The sequence below is a fragment of the Paucihalobacter ruber genome (genome assembly GCF_006494535.1).
In the GTDB taxonomy this organism is placed as follows: Bacteria; Bacteroidota; Bacteroidia; order Flavobacteriales; family Flavobacteriaceae; genus Paucihalobacter; species Paucihalobacter ruber.
This window is the reverse complement of the sequence record NZ_VHIQ01000005.1, coordinates 287,844-307,065: the sequence shown is the minus strand read 5'-3', so window position 1 is coordinate 307,065 and position 19,222 is coordinate 287,844. Positions and strand designations below refer to the sequence as shown.

At 42.2% G+C, this 19,222-nt stretch carries 13 protein-coding genes; all 13 read right to left on the bottom strand.

All coding sequences use genetic code 11. The features are described from left to right. Window positions 1–78: 78 nt before the first annotated feature. The 13 genes from tgt to FJ651_RS11725 all read right to left on the bottom strand — a co-directional run bounded on the left by tgt (window position 79) and on the right by FJ651_RS11725 (window position 19,137). Entirely contained in the window at window positions 79–1,209 is a 1,131-nt protein-coding gene (gene tgt / locus FJ651_RS11785; RefSeq protein WP_140990723.1) for a tRNA guanosine(34) transglycosylase Tgt, read from the bottom strand. A 203-nt stretch (window positions 1,210–1,412) separates the two neighbouring features. Beyond that, entirely contained in the window at window positions 1,413–2,117 is a 705-nt protein-coding gene (locus FJ651_RS11780; RefSeq protein WP_140990722.1) for a DUF6733 family protein, read from the bottom strand. Between the two features lie 371 nt (window positions 2,118–2,488). Further along, complete coding sequence (ilvA, locus tag FJ651_RS11775; protein ID WP_140990721.1) at window positions 2,489–3,733, bottom strand: threonine ammonia-lyase IlvA; 1,245 nt, start codon at window positions 3,731–3,733, stop codon at window positions 2,489–2,491. Beyond that, the gene (gene ilvC, locus FJ651_RS11770; protein ID WP_140990720.1) at window positions 3,733–4,776 is read right to left on the bottom strand and encodes a ketol-acid reductoisomerase; all 1,044 of its coding nucleotides are present in this window, start codon (window positions 4,774–4,776) and stop codon (window positions 3,733–3,735) included. Before ilvC ends, ilvA begins: the two co-directional genes overlap by 1 nt. Before the next feature lie 48 nt (window positions 4,777–4,824). Then, complete coding sequence (locus FJ651_RS11765; RefSeq protein WP_140990719.1) at window positions 4,825–6,252, bottom strand: glutamate synthase subunit beta; 1,428 nt, start codon at window positions 6,250–6,252, stop codon at window positions 4,825–4,827. 3 nt (window positions 6,253–6,255) lie between these two features. After that, window positions 6,256–10,755 carry a glutamate synthase large subunit gene (gltB, locus tag FJ651_RS11760; RefSeq protein WP_140990718.1) on the bottom strand — a complete coding sequence of 1,500 codons (4,500 nt, stop codon included), beginning with the start codon at window positions 10,753–10,755 and terminating at the stop codon, window positions 6,256–6,258. A gap of 49 nt (window positions 10,756–10,804) precedes the next feature. Then, complete coding sequence (ilvN, locus tag FJ651_RS11755; protein ID WP_140990717.1) at window positions 10,805–11,395, bottom strand: acetolactate synthase small subunit; 591 nt, start codon at window positions 11,393–11,395, stop codon at window positions 10,805–10,807. A 28-nt stretch (window positions 11,396–11,423) separates the two neighbouring features. Continuing rightward, window positions 11,424–13,169 (bottom strand): biosynthetic-type acetolactate synthase large subunit, encoded by a 1,746-nt coding sequence (gene ilvB, locus FJ651_RS11750; protein WP_140990716.1) that lies wholly within the window; start codon window positions 13,167–13,169, stop codon window positions 11,424–11,426. 20 nt (window positions 13,170–13,189) lie between these two features. Beyond that, window positions 13,190–14,872, bottom strand: a complete 1,683-nt coding sequence (gene ilvD / locus FJ651_RS11745) for a dihydroxy-acid dehydratase (protein ID WP_140990715.1) — start codon at window positions 14,870–14,872, stop codon at window positions 13,190–13,192. 16 nt (window positions 14,873–14,888) lie between these two features. Continuing rightward, the gene (gene leuB / locus FJ651_RS11740) at window positions 14,889–15,968 is read right to left on the bottom strand and encodes a 3-isopropylmalate dehydrogenase (RefSeq protein WP_140990714.1); all 1,080 of its coding nucleotides are present in this window, start codon (window positions 15,966–15,968) and stop codon (window positions 14,889–14,891) included. Window positions 15,969–15,979: 11 nt separating this feature from the next. After that, entirely contained in the window at window positions 15,980–16,582 is a 603-nt protein-coding gene (leuD, locus tag FJ651_RS11735) for a 3-isopropylmalate dehydratase small subunit (RefSeq protein WP_140990713.1), read from the bottom strand. Between the two features lies 1 nt (window position 16,583). Beyond that, window positions 16,584–17,966 (bottom strand): 3-isopropylmalate dehydratase large subunit, encoded by a 1,383-nt coding sequence (gene leuC, locus FJ651_RS11730; RefSeq protein ID WP_140990712.1) that lies wholly within the window; start codon window positions 17,964–17,966, stop codon window positions 16,584–16,586. Window position 17,967: 1 nt separating this feature from the next. Next, window positions 17,968–19,137, bottom strand: coding sequence for a 2-isopropylmalate synthase (locus FJ651_RS11725; RefSeq protein ID WP_140990711.1), 1,170 nt, complete (start codon window positions 19,135–19,137; stop codon window positions 17,968–17,970). Window positions 19,138–19,222: the final 85 nt, after the last annotated feature.

Sequence of the window (19,222 nt, the reverse complement as noted above, 5' to 3'; positions counted from 1 at the left end):
TGAGTTGTTGAGTTTCTGAGTTATTAGATTATTAAGTTGTTTGTTGTTTGAAATTTGGTAATTGTTTAATTTTTCAAATTAAAGTCTTTTATCCATTTGTTTAACCATTTTATCTTTCCATACTCTAAAATCGCCTGCTAAGATATGTTTTCTGGCTTCTCTTACCAACCACAAATAAAATCCGAGGTTATGAATGGTAGCAATTTGCTTTCCTAACAATTCGTTTACGGTAAACAAGTGTCTTAAATAGGCTTTACTGTATTCTATATCAACGAAAGTTATTCCCATTTCGTCTATGGGTGAAAAATCATCTGCCCATTTTTTGTTATTAATATTAATAGTACCGTGAGCAGTAAACAGCATACCGTTTCTGGCGTTTCGGGTTGGCATCACACAATCAAACATATCAACACCAAGGGCGATATTTTCAAGAATATTAATTGGGGTTCCAACACCCATTAAATATCTTGGTTTGTCTTCGGGTAAAATACTGCAAACAACATCGGTCATGGCGTACATCTCTTCGGCCGGTTCGCCTACCGATAATCCTCCTATGGCGTTTCCTTCAGCATTGACACCTGCAATATACTCGGCCGACTGTTGCCTTAGATCTTTATAGGTACTTCCCTGAACTATTGGAAAAAATGTTTGTTGGTAATCGTATTTAAAAGGTGTTTTGGCCAAATGTGTTATACATCGTTCCAGCCATCTGTGCGTCATGTGCATGGATCGTTTGGCGTATTGATAATCGCACGGGTAAGGTGTACATTCGTCAAAAGCCATGATAATATCTGCTCCAATAGCACGCTGTATTTCCATGACATTTTCGGGTGTAAATACGTGATAGCTACCGTCTATATGACTTTTAAATTTAACACCTTCTTCTTTAATTTTTCGGTTAGCTGACAACGAATATACTTGGTAACCGCCCGAATCGGTTAAGATATTTCTATCCCAATTCATAAATTTATGAAGTCCGCCGGCCTGTTCCAAAATATCAGTTTGGGGTCTTAGATACAAATGATAAGTATTACCGAGAATGATATCTGGATTGATATCTTCTTTAAGTTCTCTTTGATGCACGCCCTTTACCGAGGCTACGGTGCCAACCGGCATAAATATGGGGGTTTCAATCACGCCGTGATCTGTAGTGATAGATCCTGCCCTTGCTTTAGAGTTGCTGTCTTTTGCTGTGAGATTAAATTTCATTCAGCTTAAAATGTATGATAGGGTTTAAAAAGCCACAAAGATATCAAATTAAGCGCTTGTAGTGAGTTTATGGCTGCGTAAATAATCCCCTTTAGAGGAAGCAAAAAAAAAGCAAAAGGCTGCTTCCGGAAACGGAGGCAACCCTTTGCAAAACATCAATTTAAAACTATTTGTTAAATTTTTGGGAATTTTTATAACAGAAATTACAAGTTAATACCGAAAGCTAGTTTATAAAACGAATTATTATAAGCAGGGACATCATCAATAAAACCAAGACCTCCCGAAAGTCTTAAATACCCTTTGCCGCCAAGATCCGAAAATTGAACATATGGACCAAACCACTGATACACGTCGTCTTCGCCTCCATCGGGTCCGCCATAAAGATGTTCAAAATGTAAACCGGCCGAAATAAAACCACTAAACTTATAGCCAATATTAGCCCAATAATGAATATAATTGGCTGTTGTTGGCCCTTCCGATCTGAAAGGCAAATAATAACCAAAGTATAATTGTCCTTCAAGACTTTCGTTATTTAAATTTACCGTCAAGTTTGGCACAATCCCATCTCCAAATACACTCGGACCAGCGGTGAAGCTCGACAATAAATTACCATGAGTAAAACCTAATTGCGGATTGATATCGATGCTTTCACTTACCGAAAAATTAACACCTGCACCAAATTCGGCCCAGTTGCCCCAGCCAATTCCGGTCCCACCAGACCAGTAAATACCGTAAAAGGTAAAACTGGTTTTTTCGTTTAAGGTGTAGCTACCGGTTACAAGCGGAGCAAAACCAAAAAAAGTATCTGACACCAGTGTAACAGATAATGACGTTTTTTCTTCCTCTTCTTGAGCAACAGAAAACCACGAACAAAAAACAATTGCAATAAGTAGTGTAACTTTTTTCATAATTCAGAATTTAAGTTAATAATTGGTTAATAAGGCAAACAACTCATTAGTTATTTATCGGGGGTAAAATTAATTTTTGATTTAGTTTTTTCTACTAATACCCCTATTTTTTTAGTGTGTTAGGCGTATTTTTATCACAATTGTAATTTAAGCCCCTTAAATTTATGGGCTATACAATACCAAAACCATTTATTATTAAATTCACAAGATTTGAATTAGCAAAATTGACTTTTCCCTTGTTTTGGACGTTCATTTTTTAATTATTATAGGGCAGGAAAAGGACAAATCTTTCAAAAAAGATTTATTAGTGGGTTTTTAAAACAAGAAACCATCCTTAGAAAGATGGTTTTGAGTGAAAGTTGTAAATAAACTTACCCAATAAAATGCGCAAACAGTACTTCGTTTTCGTTTAAATAATCAAATCCATAGCCTTTGTTATGCATTTTGGTTTTGATACTTTCCAGATCTGTTGGATTTTTAAGTTCCAAGCCAACAATGGCCGGGGCATTTTCGCGGTTGTTTTTTTTTGCAAACTGAAAGTAGGTAATATCGTCATTTTCCGATAAAATGTCGCTTACAAATTCTTTAAGGGCGCCGGGGCGCTGCGGGAAATTCACCATAAAGTAATGTTTTAAACCTTCGTAGATGAGGGAGCGCTCTTTGATTTCTTCGGTGCGTTCAATATCATTATTACCACCGGTGACCAAACACACCACGCTTTTGCCGGAAATCTCGTTCTTTAAAAAATCCAAGGCCGCAATACTCATGGCGCCTGCGGGCTCTACGACAATGGCTTCTTCGTTATAAAGCTTAAGAATGGTAGTGCAAATTTTTCCCTCTGGTACCAATTGCATTTTGTGTAAGTGACCCTTGATCACATCGAATGTTTTATCGCCTACTCGTTTGACGGCTGCACCGTCCACAAAACGGTCAATACTGCTTAAAACAACCGGTTCGTTGTGTTTTAAAGCCTCAACCATCGATGGTGCTCCATCGGGTTCTACGCCAATAATTTTGGTTTTAGGACTCAATTTTTCAAACACCGTCACCAATCCGGCAGTTAAGCCTCCTCCACCAACCGGCACTATCACATAATCGATTGGTTCTTTAATATCGTTTAAAATTTCAAGTCCAACAGTACCCTGACCGGCTATAATCAATTCGTCGTTAAAGGGATGAATAAAGGCCTTTTGATTTTCCTGAGCGTCACTCATGGCGGCCGCATAGGCATCGTCGAAGGTATCACCAATTAAAAGGATTTCTATAAAGTCTTTACCAAAGAGTTTGACTTGTTTTATTTTTTGATTGGGGGTAGTTTTTGGCATGTACACCTTGCCGTAAATTTTAAGTAATCGGCAAGACAAGGCAAAACCCTGGGCGTGATTGCCCGCACTGGCACAAACAATACCCAATTGTTTTTGCTGTGCGTCTAAATGTGAAATTTTATTGTATGCACCCCTTATTTTATACGAACGAACTACTTGTAAATCTTCGCGTTTTAGGTAAACATGAGCGTTGTATTCTTGAGATAAGTTATAGTTATATTGCAAAGGGGTTGCGTTGACAACCCCTTTAAGTACTTGTTGTGCATCTAAAACTTCCTGATATAAATTCATTAGGCTTTTGGTCTTAACTTTCGTACTTCAGCACCGGTGAGCCAAAGTTCAGATTCTCTTATTTCTTTAAGTTCCTCTTCCAGTTTTTCCCTGTAATCAGGTTTGCTGCCTTCTTTGATTACTCTGGCGGCTTCTCTACCTGAAGATACCTCATCATACAGTTTTTCAAATACCGGTGTGGTGGCATCTCTAAATTTTCCTTTCCAGTCTAAAGCGCCTCTTTGCGCAGTAACAGAGGTATTGGCATACATCCAATCCATGCCGTTTTCGGCTACCAGAGGCATTAAACTTTGGGTAAGCTCTTCAACAGTTTCGTTAAAGGCTTCTGAAGGTGAATGCCCATTTTTACGAAGCACATTGTACTGCGCTTCAAATAAACCTGCAAGAGCGCCCATTAAAATACCGCGCTCGCCTGTTAAATCTGAAAAAACCTCTTTTTCAAAATTGGTTTCAAATAGATAACCAGAACCTACTCCAATACCAAGCGATACTACTTTTTCTTTAGCCTTACCGGTAGCATCCTGATAGATGGCATAACTGGAATTTAAACCTTCACCTGCTAAAAATAATCTGCGTAATGAGGTTCCTGAACCTTTTGGGGCTACCAAAATAACATCAATGTCTTTTGGCGGTACAATACCGGTTTGCTCGTGATAGGTCACACCAAAACCGTGTGAGAAATACAATGTTTTTCCGGGTGTTAAATGCTTTTTTACGGTTGGCCAGGATGCGATTTGTCCGGCATCGGACAATAAATACTGGATAATGGTGGCTTTTTCGCAAGCTTCTTCTATCTCAAAAAGCGTTTCTCCCGGCACCCAACCATCGGCAACCGCCTTGTCCCAGCTTTTGCCGCCTTTGCGCTGCCCGACGATGACGTTAAAGCCGTTATCCTTCAGATTTAAGGATTGTCCCGGACCCTGCACGCCGTAGCCAATAATGGCGATTGTATCGTTCTTAAGGGTTTCTAAGGCCTTTGACAGCGGAAACTCTTCACGCGTGATTACTTGTTCTTCTACTCCTCCAAAATTAATTGTTGCCATAATTTGATGTACTTAGTTATTAAAGTTGTTATATTAAATTTTTTAAACTTATTCTGTTGTTAAATATTCGTGTACTTTTTCGGCACACGCACGGCCTTCCTGAATGGCCCACACCACCAGTGATTGTCCGCGTCGGGCATCGCCACAAGAAAATATTTTAGGTTGATTGGTCTTGTACTCTTTATCATTGCCAATTAAATTACCCCTAGGGTCCAAGTTAATACCAAGACTATCTACCAATTTACCCTGTTCTACATGCAAAAATCCCATAGCTAGGAATACAAAATCGCATGGCAGTACCCTTTCGGAACCTGCTACTTCTTCAAACGACAAGTATTTATTGGTTAATGGATCTTTTTTCCATTCGATGTTAACCAATTTGATGCCGGTTAGTTGCCGGTGCTCATTCATTACAAATTCCTTGGCGTTCACCGACCATTTCCGTTCGCAGCCTTCTTCATGCGATGAGGTGACCTTCAAGGTCATGGGGTATTGTGGCCAAGGCATGGTAGCATCTCGGTGTTTAGGCGGTTTGGGCATGATCTCCAGCTGGGTGATGCTTTTGGCGCCTTGACGGTTGGCTGTACCTATACAATCTGAGCCGGTATCGCCACCACCAATCACGATGACGTTTTTATCTTTGGCGTCAATCTCAAGAGACCTGATACCATCCACAAATTCGTTAGATTGTTTTAAATAATCCATAGCAAAATGCACGCCTTGGGCTTCTCTGTTTTTAATTGGAAGGTCTCTTGGAACCGTGCTTCCGGTGGCAAGAACGATAGCATCGAAGTTTCGCTTTAAATCTTCAGCCGAATAATCAACGCCCACCTCAATATTGGTTTTAAATACCACACCTTCATTTTTCATGAGTTCCAGTCGACGGTCTACGACATTTTTTTCCAACTTAAAATCGGGGATGCCATACCTTAACAAACCACCTATTTTGGCCTGCCTTTCAAACACCGTGACCTTATATCCCACTTGATTGAGCTGATCGGCGGCCGCCAAACCCGCAGGTCCTGAGCCTACTACAGCAATGTGTTTGTCTTGTTGCACTACCGGATAATTGGGCCTCACCCAGTTGTTTTGATAGGCAATTTCTATGATGTTCTTCTCAATTTCCTCAATGGTTACCGGATCTTCATTAATACCCAATACGCAGGCACCTTCGCAGGGTGCCGGACAAATTCTTCCGGTAAATTCGGGGAAATTATTGGTGCTTTTTAAAATATGATAGGCGGTTTCCCATTGTTTGTTATACACCGCATCATTAAATTCGGGAATGATGTTGCCTAACGGACAACCACTCATGCAAAACGGAATACCGCAGTCCATACACCTAGCCGACTGCTTATTTAGAACGTCGGTTGAAGGTAAAGACTGAAACTCTTTATAATGCTTTGTTCTTTCAGGAACCGGCTGACGTCCCGGCGTTTCTCTTTCTATGGTTAAAAACCCATCTATCTTTCCCATGGTCTATTCTTTATTGATTAGTTTTTGTTGTTCCAGTACCGCTTTATAATCTCTTGGAAACACCTTCACAAAATGCGATTTGCAGTCGTTGAAGTTGTTTAGGATATATTGGGAGGCTTTGCTGTTAGTGTCCTGCAGGTGCTCCTGAAGCATGGTTTTGACCACCTCAAAGTCCTGTGGCTCCAAATCTTCGAGATTGGCCATATCGGGATTAAAATTGAGTTTTAAACTCTCGTTCACATCCCATACATAAGCAATACCGCCACTCATACCGGCACCAAAATTTCGGCCCACACTGCCAAGAATTAATACAATACCACCGGTCATGTATTCACAACCATGATCGCCTACGCCTTCTACCACGGCTACAGCGCCGGAGTTTCTAACGGCAAAGCGCTCTCCCGCCATACCGTTGATAAACACCTTACCGGCCGTGGCACCGTAAAGGGCCACATTGCCAACAATGCTGTTTTCGCTCGCTTCCAGTTGCGAATCTCTGTCGGTATAGACAATGAGATGAGCACCAGAGAGCCCTTTACCGAAATAATCGTTGGCATCGCCCTCTAATTTCAGCGTCATTCCTTTAGTACAAAAGGCTCCAAAACTCTGTCCGGCAGTGCCTCTAAAATTAAAGGTCATGGTGTCTTCGGGTAGGCCTTCAGACTTATATTTCTTGGTAATTTCATGCGACACAATGGTACCCACTGCCCTATCGGTGTTATAAATGGGGAAGTCGGTTACCGTTTTTACTTTGGTTTCTAAAGATGCCTCAGCAGCCTCCAGCATTTGCCACGACAGCGAATTGCTTAAACCGTGGTCCTGTGGCTCAGACTGGTACATGGTATGCGATGAGTACAGTCGTTGCAGAAAGGCGCTTAAATCTACACGTTGGTGTTTCCAGAAGGTCAGGTCGTTTCTTTTGGTTAAACATTGGTACTGACCAATCATTTCATTAACGGTTCTAAAACCCAGACTAGCCATGATCTCGCGTACTTCCATAGCAAGAAATGTGAAGTAATTAACCACATGCTCTACCTTACCCGTGAACTTTTTACGCAACTCTGGATTCTGGGTGGCCACACCTACCGGACAGGTATTTAAATGGCATTTGCGCATTAAAATACAGCCTTCAACAATCAAAGCGGAGGTAGCCACGCCGTATTCCTCCGCGCCCAAAAGCGCTGCGATGACCACATCTCTTCCTGTTTTAATTTGTCCGTCGGTTTGCAACACCACGCGCTGCCTTAACTGATTTTTTATAAGGGTTTGGTGAGTTTCAACAATACCCATTTCCCATGGTAATCCGGCATGTTTAATAGAGCTCAAGGGTGAGGCACCTGTACCGCCATCATAACCCGAAATCAGGATATGATCGGCTTTGGCCTTGGCAACGCCGCTGGCAATAGTGCCCACGCCTGCTTTTGATACCAACTTAACGCTGATACGGGCGTGGCGATTGGCATTTTTTAAGTCGAAGATGAGCTGGGCCAAATCTTCAATAGAATAAATATCGTGGTGTGGTGGTGGTGAAATTAAACCAACTCCTGGTGTTGAGTGTCGGGTTCTACCAATCCAGTCGTCTACCTTGTAGCCCGGTAATTGTCCGCCTTCGCCCGGTTTAGCACCCTGCGCCATTTTAATTTGAAGTTCATCAGCCTCGGTGAGGTATCGGGCCGTGACACCAAATCTCCCAGATGCAATTTGTTTAATGGACGAACGCATACTGTCGCCATTGGGTAGTGGCTCGTAACGTGCTTCGTCTTCGCCGCCTTCGCCGGTATTGCTTTTTGCGCCAATACGGTTCATAGCCATGGCCAGCGTGGTGTGTGCTTCCCAGGAGATGGATCCAAAAGACATGGCACCGGTGGCAAATCGTTTTAGAATGTTTTCAACCGGTTCTACCTCATCAATCGAAATGGGTGCGCGGTCGTTTTTAAACTCCAGTAAACTTCTGATAGCCGCCGATTTTTCGGTTAAATTATTGGCTGCCGCACTGTACTTTTTAAACAATTCAAAGTCGCCCTTTTGGGTTGATAGTTGCAATAAATGCACGGTTTGCGGATTGTAATTGTGGTACTCGCCGTTCTTTTTCCACTGATACAAGCCACCGTCGTCTAAAACATTATTAGGAACCAGCTCCTTAAAGCCGCGTTTATGCTTTTCAACGGCTTCACGGGCAATATCGTCTAAATCTAAACCGCCAATTCTAGACACGGCTCCACTAAAATAATTATCGACAACCGATTTATCGATACCGATAATTTCGAAAATCTGGGCACCCTGATAGGATTGAACAGTAGAAATACCCATTTTAGAAAATATTTTTAGCAAACCGCTTTTAACAGCTTCAATGTAATTGGCCTTTAGCTCTTTGAAATTGGTATTTTCAGATTGACCTTCGTCTACCAATTTTCTAATGGAAGACAGGGCCAAATACGGGTTGATGGCAGTGGCGCCAAAAGCCAGTAAGGTGGCAAAGTGATGTACTTCCCATACGTCAGCCGCCTCAACAACAATACCTACTTTACCACGCATGCCCTTTCTGATTAAATGGTGGTGGACAGCCGAACAAGCCAATAAAGACGGAATGGGCGCGTGTTTGGAGTCTATGGATCGATCTGATAAAATGATGACCTCAAAGCCGTCTTCAACAGCATCGGAAGCATAGCGGCAAAGTCGGGTTAGTGCTTTTTTTAAGCTGCCCGATTCTTCATCGGCCTTAAAATAGGCGTGAATGGTTTTACTTTGCACCGATCCGCGGTCGATACTACGCAGCTTTTCCAATTGCATACTGTCTAAAATAGGATGCTTAAAGGTGATGGAATTGGCCGAACTTTCACTTTCAATCAGTAAATTACCACTATTACCCAAAATGGTTGTTAAAGACATCACAAGTTTTTCTCTGATGGGATCGATGGGCGGATTGGTAACCTGTGCAAACAACTGTTTAAAATAGTTGCTTAAATGCTGGGGTTTATGACTTAGCACCGCAATGGGCGAATCGTAGCCCATAGAACCAATAGGTTCTTTGGAGGTTTCGGCCATGGGTTTGATAATGGTATTGATGTCTTCTCGCGAATAACCAAAGGCTTTTTGATATTTTAAAATATCTTCTATTTTCAATTTGGTAAACCGAAGTCTTGGCGACGGCAATTCGTCTACCGTAATCTTGTGAGCCTTTACCCATTGCTCGTATGGTTTTGAGGTGCAAATGTCTCTTTTGAGCTCGTCGTCGCTAATAATCTTTCCTTTGGTCATATCAACCAAAAACATCTTTCCGGGTTGCAGACGGCCTTTTTTAGTGATGATTTTGGGGTCTAATGGCAAGGCGCCCGACTCAGAAGACATGATAACCCTACCGTCGGAGGTAAGCGTATATCGCGAAGGTCTTAGACCGTTTCTGTCTAAAGTAGCGCCAATGATATCGCCATCGGTAAAGGATACCGATGCCGGACCATCCCAGGGTTCCATTAAATTGGCGTGGTACTCGTAGAAATACTTTTTGTAGTCTTCCATGTTTTCATGGCCATCCCAGGCTTCGGGAATGAGCATCATCATCACATGCGGTAAGGAACGGCCGGCATGCACCAGCAATTCAATCATGTTATCCAAACAAGCTGAATCTGATTGAATGTTGGAGACCAACGGCAAAATCATGTCGAACTCCTGTTGGGTAAAATGATCGCTTACAAAGTTTTTTTCGTTAGATTTTAGCCAGTTCAGGTTGCCCTCAATCGTGTTAATTTCGCCATTATGCGCAATGTAGCGGAAGGGTTGCGCTAGCTTCCACATAGGGCTGGTATTGGTGGCAAAACGGGAATGAATCATCCCAAAAGCCGATGTTAAATTTGGATTGGTGAGGTCTTTGAAATAGTTTCTCACCTGAATACTTCTTAGTTGTCCTTTATAAATGAGTTTTTTGCACGACAAGGACGCAATGTAAAAACCGATGGGATCGTTAATGGTGATATTGGCGGCTTGCCGGGTTATATAATTTCGAAGAACGAATAACTTTCTTTCAAAAGTGGTCTGATCTTTAAGGTCGAAAGGTCTTTCAACAAACACCATTTCCATAATTGGTTCGACATCGCGGGCCATTTGTCCCACATCGGTATTATCTACCGGTACGGGTCTAAACCCAAGAATATTGAAGTTGAGTTTTTCGGCGGCGCGCTTGATGAGGTTTTTACATTCAGCGTACAGAAATTCATTTTTCGGGAAAAATATCATGCCTACCCCGTAATCGCCCAGTTGTGGTATGTTGAACCCTATTTTTAAGGCTTCATCTTTGAGTAATTCATGCGGAATCTGAATTTGAATACCGGCACCATCGCCTACATTTTCTTCATAACCTGTGGCACCGCGGTGCTCCATGTTCTCCAGCATGGTTAAAGCGTCTTCAACAATGCTGTGACTTTTAACGCCGTTAATGTGTGCTACAAATCCAACCCCGCAGGAATCGAATTCAAATTTTGGTGAGTATAATCCTATGTTGTCATTCATACGTCATCATCTTATTAAAATGAACTTAAACGAACTTAATCGCAAGTTCTCAATAGTTAAATACCATGGTTTTTTTGCTTAAAAACTCATTGTTGATGGGGTCTTTGGTAGGGTCATTGGCATCCATTTCTATTACTTTTTTATGAACCCCTTCGTTAGCGCGGATAATTGCAATACGCGCCGATTTAACAAATTCCTTTAAATTGTAATTGTGGAGAAAGTTTAGAAATTTATTGATCTCGTCGTCTTGTCCCGTCACTTCAAAAATGGTATAGTCTTCTCTAATCACCACAGCCTTTGCGCCAAACTCTCTTAACACACGCTCTACCTTGATATCTTTCATAATGGTTTGGGTAGGCACCTTATATAAGGCCATTTGCTGCCAGATAATTTCGTCGTTGGTATTGCAGAACACTTTAAATACATCCACTAGTTTTTCGATTTGCTTGACTAAATTCTGTACTACCTCAGCACTTTCAATGACCACCAGGGTAAAGCGATAGATGTTGTCTATTTCGCTGGGCGAGGTATTTAAACTGTGTATTGATATTTTACGCCTTGTAAACATGGTGGCGATTTTGTTGATCAGTCCCACATGATTTTCGGTATAAATACTTAATGTAAATTCTTGTTTGCTCATAACTTAATTTTTTAAAACAATCGGGATGTTATAATTCATCAACGCCTAGTACAATTTCGGCCACACCCTTTCCCTGCGGTACCATAGGGAATACATTGTCCTGCTTACCTACCATCACTTCAACCAGGTAACTCTCGTTGCTTTGTAGCATTTCGTTCAGAGTATCTTTCAAATTAGAACGCTGGGTCACCTTTTTGCCGTTAATACCATAGGCCTGCGCCAGCATTACAAAATCGGGACTTGTAATATCGGTAAACGAATATCTTTTCTCATGGAACAGTTCCTGCCACTGGCGCACCATACCAAGGAATTGATTGTTAAGTATCACAATTTTTACATTGGGCTTAAACTGCATAATGGTACCCAATTCCTGGATGTTCATTTGCGCGCCGCCGTCGCCCATAATGGCAATGACTTCTCTGTGTGGTGCTCCAAACTTGGCGCCTATAGCTGCCGGAATAGCAAAGCCCATAGTGCCTAAACCGCCGCTGGTGATATTACTTCTGGTGTTTTTTTGATGGCTGTAACGGCAGGCTACCATTTGATGCTGACCCACATCGGTGACGGTAATGGCTTCGCCATTAGTGAGTTCGTTGAGTAGCTTTATGACTTCGCCCATGGTTAACTCATCAGTCGCAGGATTTAACTCGGTGGTAATAATCTTGTCCTGCTCTTTTTGATTGAGTTTTCTGAACTCTTCTAGCCAAGCCTTATGGGTTCTTTTCTCGATGTGTTTGGTGAGTAAGGGTAGCGTTTCCTTGCAATCTCCCCAAACCGCTACGGTAGTTTTGACGTTTTTATCTATTTCGGCCGGATCGATATCTAGGTGAATCACCTTGGCCTGTTTGGCGTATTTATCCAATCGGCCGGTAACGCGGTCGTCAAATCGCATACCTATTGCGATTAATACGTCGCATTGGTTGGTCATATAATTTGGTGCCAAATTTCCGTGCATGCCCAGCATGCCAACGCACAAAGGATGATCGGTAGGAACGGCACTCATACCCATAATGGTCCAGGCAGCAGGAATTCCTGACTTTTCTAGAAAATCCAGAAACTCCTGCTCGGCTTTGCCCAAAATAACACCTTGACCAAAAATTACGAAGGGCTTCTTTGCGCTATTAATCAGTTGGGCTGCTTCGTAAATATAGGTTTCTCTAACAATAGGTTTGGGCCTGTAACTTCTTACGTGAATACAAGGGCTGTAGCCTTTATAGTCGAACATTTGAAGTTGGGCATTTTTTGTAATATCGATTAAAACCGGGCCCGGTCTGCCCGATTTTGCAATGTAAAAGGCCTTTGCCAGCACATCGGAAATTTCATTGGCGTCGGTGACCTGATAGTTCCACTTGGTAACAGGAGAGGTGATGTTAATCACATCGGTTTCCTGAAAGGCATCGGTACCCAGTAAATGCGCAAATACCTGTCCGGTGATGCAAACCACAGGTGTGGAATCTATCTGGGCATCGGCAAGGCCTGTCACCAGATTGGTGGCCCCAGGACCGCTGGTGGCAAAAACAACGCCGACTTCTCCACTGCTTCTGGCAAATCCCTGAGCGGCGTGAATAGCACCCTGTTCGTGACGTACCAATATGTGATTGATTTTGTCTATGTAATCGTAAAGCGCATCGTAAATTGGCATAATGGCACCACCTGGATAGCCAAAAACCGTGGTAACATTTTCTGACATCAGTGCGTCAATCACAGCAACGCTGCCATTGGTTTGTATGTTGGCAGATACTTTTTTTGGAACTATTGTTTGAGCTGAATTCATAGCATGATATTATTAAATCTCTAAAAATCTTCATCGGTAACGCAACCTTCTGATGCATCTTTAACCAATTTGATGTATTTGTAAAGCACCCCCGATGTAACGTTAGGCGCCGGGGTTTTAAATTGTTCTCTTCTTTTGGCGAGTTCTTCATTAGATACTTTTAAATTGATGGTGTTATTAACAGCATCCAATTCAATAATATCGTCATTTTCAACCAAGGCAATGGTACCACCGTCATAGGCTTCGGGAGTGATATGCCCAACCACAAAACCGTGGGTACCGCCGCTAAATCGGCCATCGGTAATCAGTGCAACGCTTTTTCCAAGTCCGGCGCCAATAATAGCCGAAGTGGGCTTAAGCATCTCGGGCATTCCGGGTCCGCCCTTCGGACCAACATACCTGATGACCACCACATCGCCGGCTTTAATTTTTTTGTCCTCAATACCTTTAATCAGTTCTTTCTCGCCATTAAAAACACGGGCAGGCCCCGTAAATGTTTCACCTTCCTTTCCTGTGATTTTTGCCACCGATCCCTTTTCAGCCAGATTGCCATACAAGATTTGCAAATGGCCGGTGGATTTTAACGGTGTTTGTAAAGGTTTGATAATACTTTGAGTATCAAAATCGAGGTCTGGTACCGCTTCTAAATTCTCGCGCATAGTCTTTCCGGTAACGGTTAAACAATCGCCGTGCAACATACCGTTTTGTAGTAAATATTTTAACACACGTGGTACACCGCCTTTTTCATGTAGATTTTGCATAAGATAATTGCCTCCGGGCTTGAAATCGGCCAGCAGCGGGGTTTTGTTACTGATTCTCTGAAAATCCTCCAAGGTGATTTTAACACCTACACTTTTGGCCATGGCAATCATATGCAAAACAGCATTGGTACTACCGCCAAACATAGTGAGTGCAGTAATGGCATTTTCAAAAGCTTCGAAGGTCATGATGTCTTTAGGACAGATATCCTTTTCTAATAAAATCTTTATATAATCTGAAACCGCTTCACATTCCCTGATTTTTTCTTCACTGATGGCGGGATTAGAACTAGAATATGGTAGACTCATCCCCAAAGCTTCAATAGCAATGGCCATGGTGTTGGCAGTGTACATGCCACCACAAGCACCCGCACCCGGACAAGAATTTTTGATGATGTTTCTGTATTCGGTGTCGTCAATTTTACCGGCAATTTTTTCACCCAAAGCTTCAAAAGCTGAAACGATGTTTAAGTCGCGACCTCTATATTTTCCGGGAGCTATGGTACCGCCATACACCATGATAGACGGACGATTTAAACGTCCCATAGCAATAATAGAACCGGGCATATTTTTATCGCAACCGGGAATAGCAATCACCGCATCGTAATAATGACCGTCTACCACACTCTCGATACTATCGGCTATAATTTCCCTGCTTACCAAAGAATAACGCATACCGTCGGTTCCGTTGGTGATGCCATCGCTAATGCCAATGGTATTAAAAATAAGGCCTACCATGTCTTTATTGTTGGTTTCCTTTTTAATCAGCGCCGCCAACTTGTTAAGGTGCATATTACAGGTATTACCATCGTAACCCATAGAGGCAATGCCTATTAAAGGTTTTTGCATATCTTCGTCCGTCATACCAATACCATAAAGCATGGCCTGAGCCGCGGGTTGTGTTGGATCTTGAGTTACGTTTTTACTGTATTTATTTAGAGGCATTGAATGCTTTTTAAAATTAATAATTTAAAACTTCTTTGTTTTTCTGAATAAAACTTGCCACGACATCGCCTACTTGTGAAGTGCTGAAGTTTGTTTCCTTATTTAAATCCACCGTTACTACACCTTCTGAAATGGCGCGGTTTACGGCATCGCGAACGGTTTTAGCTTCGGTTATGAGATTGAAATGCTCCAACAACATGGCCGCACTTAAAATAGAGGCCAACGGATTGGCGATATTTTTTCCTGTGGCTTGCGGATACGAACCGTGAATGGGTTCAAATAAGGCCGTCCCCGATCCTACCGAAGCCGAGGCCAACAAACCAATAGAACCACCAATCACGCTGCATTCATCTGAAATGATGTCACCAAACATATTTTCGGTGAGGATGACGTCAAATTGCGAAGGTGCTAAAATCACCTGCATGGCGGCGTTATCAACAAAGAGAAAATCTAATTCAACATCGGGATATTGCTTGGAAATTGCAGTGACCACTTTTCTCCAGAGTCTGGAAGTTTCTAATACATTGGCTTTATCTACCAGAGTCAATTTTTTACGGCGATGTTGCGCCGCTTTAAATGCCAAATGAGCTACGCGCTCTATTTCGGGTTTGGAATATTCGCATAGATCTGATGCTACGGTACCATCCTCGCTTAGGGTCTTTTCTCCAAAATAAATACCACCTGTTAACTCGCGATAAATAACCAAATCGGTACCCTGAATGATGTCTTTCTTTAAAGGCGACTTAGATATCAAGGCATCAAAGGCCTGAACCGGTCTGATATTGGTAAACAATCCTAATTCTTTTCTCAATTTAAGTAAGCCCTGTTCGGGTCTTATTTTGGCGTCGGGATTGTTGTCGTATTTGGGATGCCCTATAGCGCCAAACAATATGGCTTGTGAAGCTTTGCAAAGTTCCAAGGTCTCATCGGGTAAAGGATTGTTGCATTCATCTATGGCTACTGCACCAACAAGCGCTTGACTGTAATTAAATGTATGACCAAATCTGTCGGCAACGGCATCGAGTACTTTTTGTGCCTCGGCGGTTACTTCAGGACCAATGCCATCACCTGATAAAACTGCTATATTTAAATTCATTGAATGCGTTTTTAAAAATTTATTTCGGTTTGTCTTTGTTTTTCAAAGGTTTCGATGGCATCTTTTTTACTGATTAAAAAATCAATATCATCGTAGCCATTCAGCATACAAACTTTTTTAAATGGGTCTATATCAAATTCCGACTGTTGTCCGGAACCATCAATACTAATAGTTTGCGATTCTAGATCAACTGTAAAAGTTGTATTTGGATTTTCATCTATCGCGTTAAATAACTTTTGCAAAAACTCGGGCGACACTTGTAATGGCAATAAACCATTGTTCAAGGCATTGCCTTTAAAAATGTCAGCAAAATAGCTGGACACTACTACTTTAAATCCGTAATCGGTTAAAGCCCAGGCAGCGTGTTCTCTACTGCTACCACATCCGAAGTTATCACCAACCACTAATATTTGTCCGCTGTAGGTGTCATCATTCAGCACAAAAGACGCCACAGGCTCATTATTTGGATTGTATCTCCAGTCTCTGAACAAGTTTTCGCCAAAGCCAATTTTGTTGGTGACTTTTAAAAAACGTGCCGGAATAATTTGATCGGTATCGACGTTTTCAACCTTTAAAGGCACGGCCGTTGATGTAAGTTTCACAAATTTTTCCATCTTAATTCAGAAATTTAGTAATGTCTATAATTTTACCTTCAACAGCAATGGCAGCTGCTACGAGCGGACTGGACAATAAGGTTTTTGAGCCTTGACCTTGTCTGCCTTCAAAATTTCGGTTGGAGGTAGATACACAATATTCGCCGGAAGGAATCTTATCATCGTTCATGGCCAAACAAGCAGAGCAGCCCGGCTGACGAATCTCAAAACCGGCCATTTCAAACACCTCCCTTAAACCTTCCTGTTCTATTTGCTTCACCACCTGTTGCGAACCGGGGACAATTAAGGCATTGACGTTTGGAGCCTTTTGCTTTCCTTTAATGTAAGAGGCCGCCATTCTAAAATCTTCTATTCTAGAGTTGGTACAGCTGCCAATGAATACGTAGTTGATGGGCTGACCAATAAGCGACTGACCTTCTTCAAATCCCATGTAAGCCAGTGCTTTTTTATCGGATTCCCCTTTGTTTAGTGGAACAGTACCGTTTATTTTCATACCCATACCGGGATTGGTACCGTAGGTAATCATTGGCGCAATATCTTCAGCATTGAAATGGTATTCCTGATCAAAAACTGCATCTGCGTCGGATGGCAAAGTTTTCCAGTAGGCTATTTTCTTCTCGAAGGCTTCACCTTTAGGAGCAAACTCACGGTCCTTAATGTAACTAAATGTCGTCTCATCGGGCGCAATCATACCACCACGCGCACCCATTTCAATACTCATATTACAAACGGTCATACGGCCTTCCATAGACATCTCTCTAAAGACATTACCGGCGTATTCGCAGAAATAACCGGTGCCCGAGTTGGTACCCAGATGCGATATGATATACAAAATAACATCTTTGGGTGTAACACCTTTAGCCAGTTTTCCGTTAACGTTAACGCGCAGACTTTTGGGCTTGTTTAAAATTAAACACTGACTTGCAAATACCTGCGCTACCTGACTGGTACCAATCCCAAAAGCAATAGTACCAAAAGCACCGTGCGTAGACGTATGACTATCGCCACAAACCATGGTCATGCCCGGTTGCGTAACGCCTAACTCAGGAGCCATTACATGCACGATGCCCTGGTACTTGTGACCCAAATCGTATAATGTGATGTTATGCTTTTTACAATTTTCGGTGAGCTGCTGTAATTGCTGTCTCGAAAGCAGATCCTTTATAGGTAAATGCTGATTGACCGTTGGCACGTTGTGATCGGCTGTAGCCAAAATTTGTTCGGGTCTTAACAGCGGAATGTTTCTGGTTTCGAGCTCTGCAAAGGCTTGCGGACTTGTAACTTCGTGAATTAAATGCTTGTCTATGTATAAAATATCGGGTCCGTTTGGTATGGATTCCACCACGTGACTATCCCATACTTTATCAAAAAGTGTCTTGCCCATGTTAAAAAACTAAGTGATTAATTTTACTGTTTTCAAGTAAATGGCTTAGGTCGTCATCCTTAACCTCCTTAAGTTGGTCTGCCAGATAAAGAAACTCCTGATACACCACATCCAACTGCAATTTGGTTAAGCAAAATCCGATGTTTTTGGCGCGGTAAGCCAAGGCAGCTCTACCGCTTCTGGCAGTTAGAATAATAGATGATGTGGCAACACCTACATCGGCAGGATCGATGATTTCGTAAGTTTCTCTGTTTTTAATAACACCATCTTGGTGAATTCCTGAGCTATGCGCAAAGGCATTACTGCCTACAATAGCCTTGTTGGGTTGCACCGGCATACCCATATTTTCAGACACCAAACGGCTGATGTTGTTGAGCATTTTGGTGTTAATATTGGTATTTAAATTGAGATACGGATGTTGTTTCATGATCATCACCACTTCTTCCAATGCCGTGTTCCCTGCGCGTTCACCTATACCATTAATGGTACATTCTATTTGTCTGGCGCCGTTTCTAACGCCTGCAATGGCATTGGCGGTTGCCAGTCCTAAATCGTTGTGACAATGACAAGACAAGATCGCCTTATCAATATCTACTACATGCTGCGTTAGGTATTTAATTTTAGCACCATATTCTTCGGGCAGGCAGTAACCGGTGGTATCGGGAATGTTGAGCACGGTGGCACCGGCTTTAATCACCTCAGTGCAAACTTGGGCCAGAAAGTTGTTATCAGTTCGGCCCGCGTCTTCGGCATAAAACTCCACGTCGTCAACAAAAGATTTGGCATAGGCAACTGCCTCGACAGCGCGTTCAATGATCTCTTCGCGCGATGCGTTAAACTTGTGTTTGATATGAGAATCAGAAGTACCGATACCTGTGTGTATTCTCGGCTTTTTGGCCTTTTCAAGGGCTTTGGCGGCCACCTCTATATCCTTTTTGTTGGCGCGGGTTAATCCGCATACAGTAGCGTTGTTTACAACTTTAGCAATGGCAGCTACTGCTTCAAAATCGCCCGGACTGGAAATGGGGAATCCTGCCTCGATGACATCAACCCCAAGGTTGTCGAGCGCCTGCGCAATGTTGAGCTTTTGTGATTTATTAAGCTTACAACCAGGAACTTGCTCGCCATCTCTTAAAGTGGTATCAAAAATTTGAATTTGATTATTATTCATAATGGATTCAATTAATATCTTTGCTAAACACGCGAAGGTAGGTTAGCACTAATTCAGATAAAACCACGAGTGTGCTGATTATACG

Bases quoted from the DNA above. Each gene is read 5' to 3' on its own strand.
- tgt (WP_140990723.1), bottom strand. From the start codon at position 1,209: ATGAAATTTAATCTCACAGCAAAAGACAGCAACTCTAAAGCAAGGGCA.
- FJ651_RS11780 (WP_140990722.1), bottom strand. From the start codon at position 2,117: ATGAAAAAAGTTACACTACTTATTGCAATTGTTTTTTGTTCGTGGTTT.
- ilvA (WP_140990721.1), bottom strand. From the start codon at position 3,733: ATGAATTTATATCAGGAAGTTTTAGATGCACAACAAGTACTTAAAGGG.
- ilvC (WP_140990720.1), bottom strand. From the start codon at position 4,776: ATGGCAACAATTAATTTTGGAGGAGTAGAAGAACAAGTAATCACGCGT.
- FJ651_RS11765 (WP_140990719.1), bottom strand. From the start codon at position 6,252: ATGGGAAAGATAGATGGGTTTTTAACCATAGAAAGAGAAACGCCGGGA.
- gltB (WP_140990718.1), bottom strand. From the start codon at position 10,755: ATGAATGACAACATAGGATTATACTCACCAAAATTTGAATTCGATTCC.
- ilvN (WP_140990717.1), bottom strand. From the start codon at position 11,395: ATGAGCAAACAAGAATTTACATTAAGTATTTATACCGAAAATCATGTG.
- ilvB (WP_140990716.1), bottom strand. From the start codon at position 13,169: ATGAATTCAGCTCAAACAATAGTTCCAAAAAAAGTATCTGCCAACATA.
- ilvD (WP_140990715.1), bottom strand. From the start codon at position 14,872: ATGCCTCTAAATAAATACAGTAAAAACGTAACTCAAGATCCAACACAA.
- leuB (WP_140990714.1), bottom strand. From the start codon at position 15,968: ATGAATTTAAATATAGCAGTTTTATCAGGTGATGGCATTGGTCCTGAA.
- leuD (WP_140990713.1), bottom strand. From the start codon at position 16,582: ATGGAAAAATTTGTGAAACTTACATCAACGGCCGTGCCTTTAAAGGTT.
- leuC (WP_140990712.1), bottom strand. From the start codon at position 17,966: ATGGGCAAGACACTTTTTGATAAAGTATGGGATAGTCACGTGGTGGAA.
- FJ651_RS11725 (WP_140990711.1), bottom strand. From the start codon at position 19,137: ATGAATAATAATCAAATTCAAATTTTTGATACCACTTTAAGAGATGGC.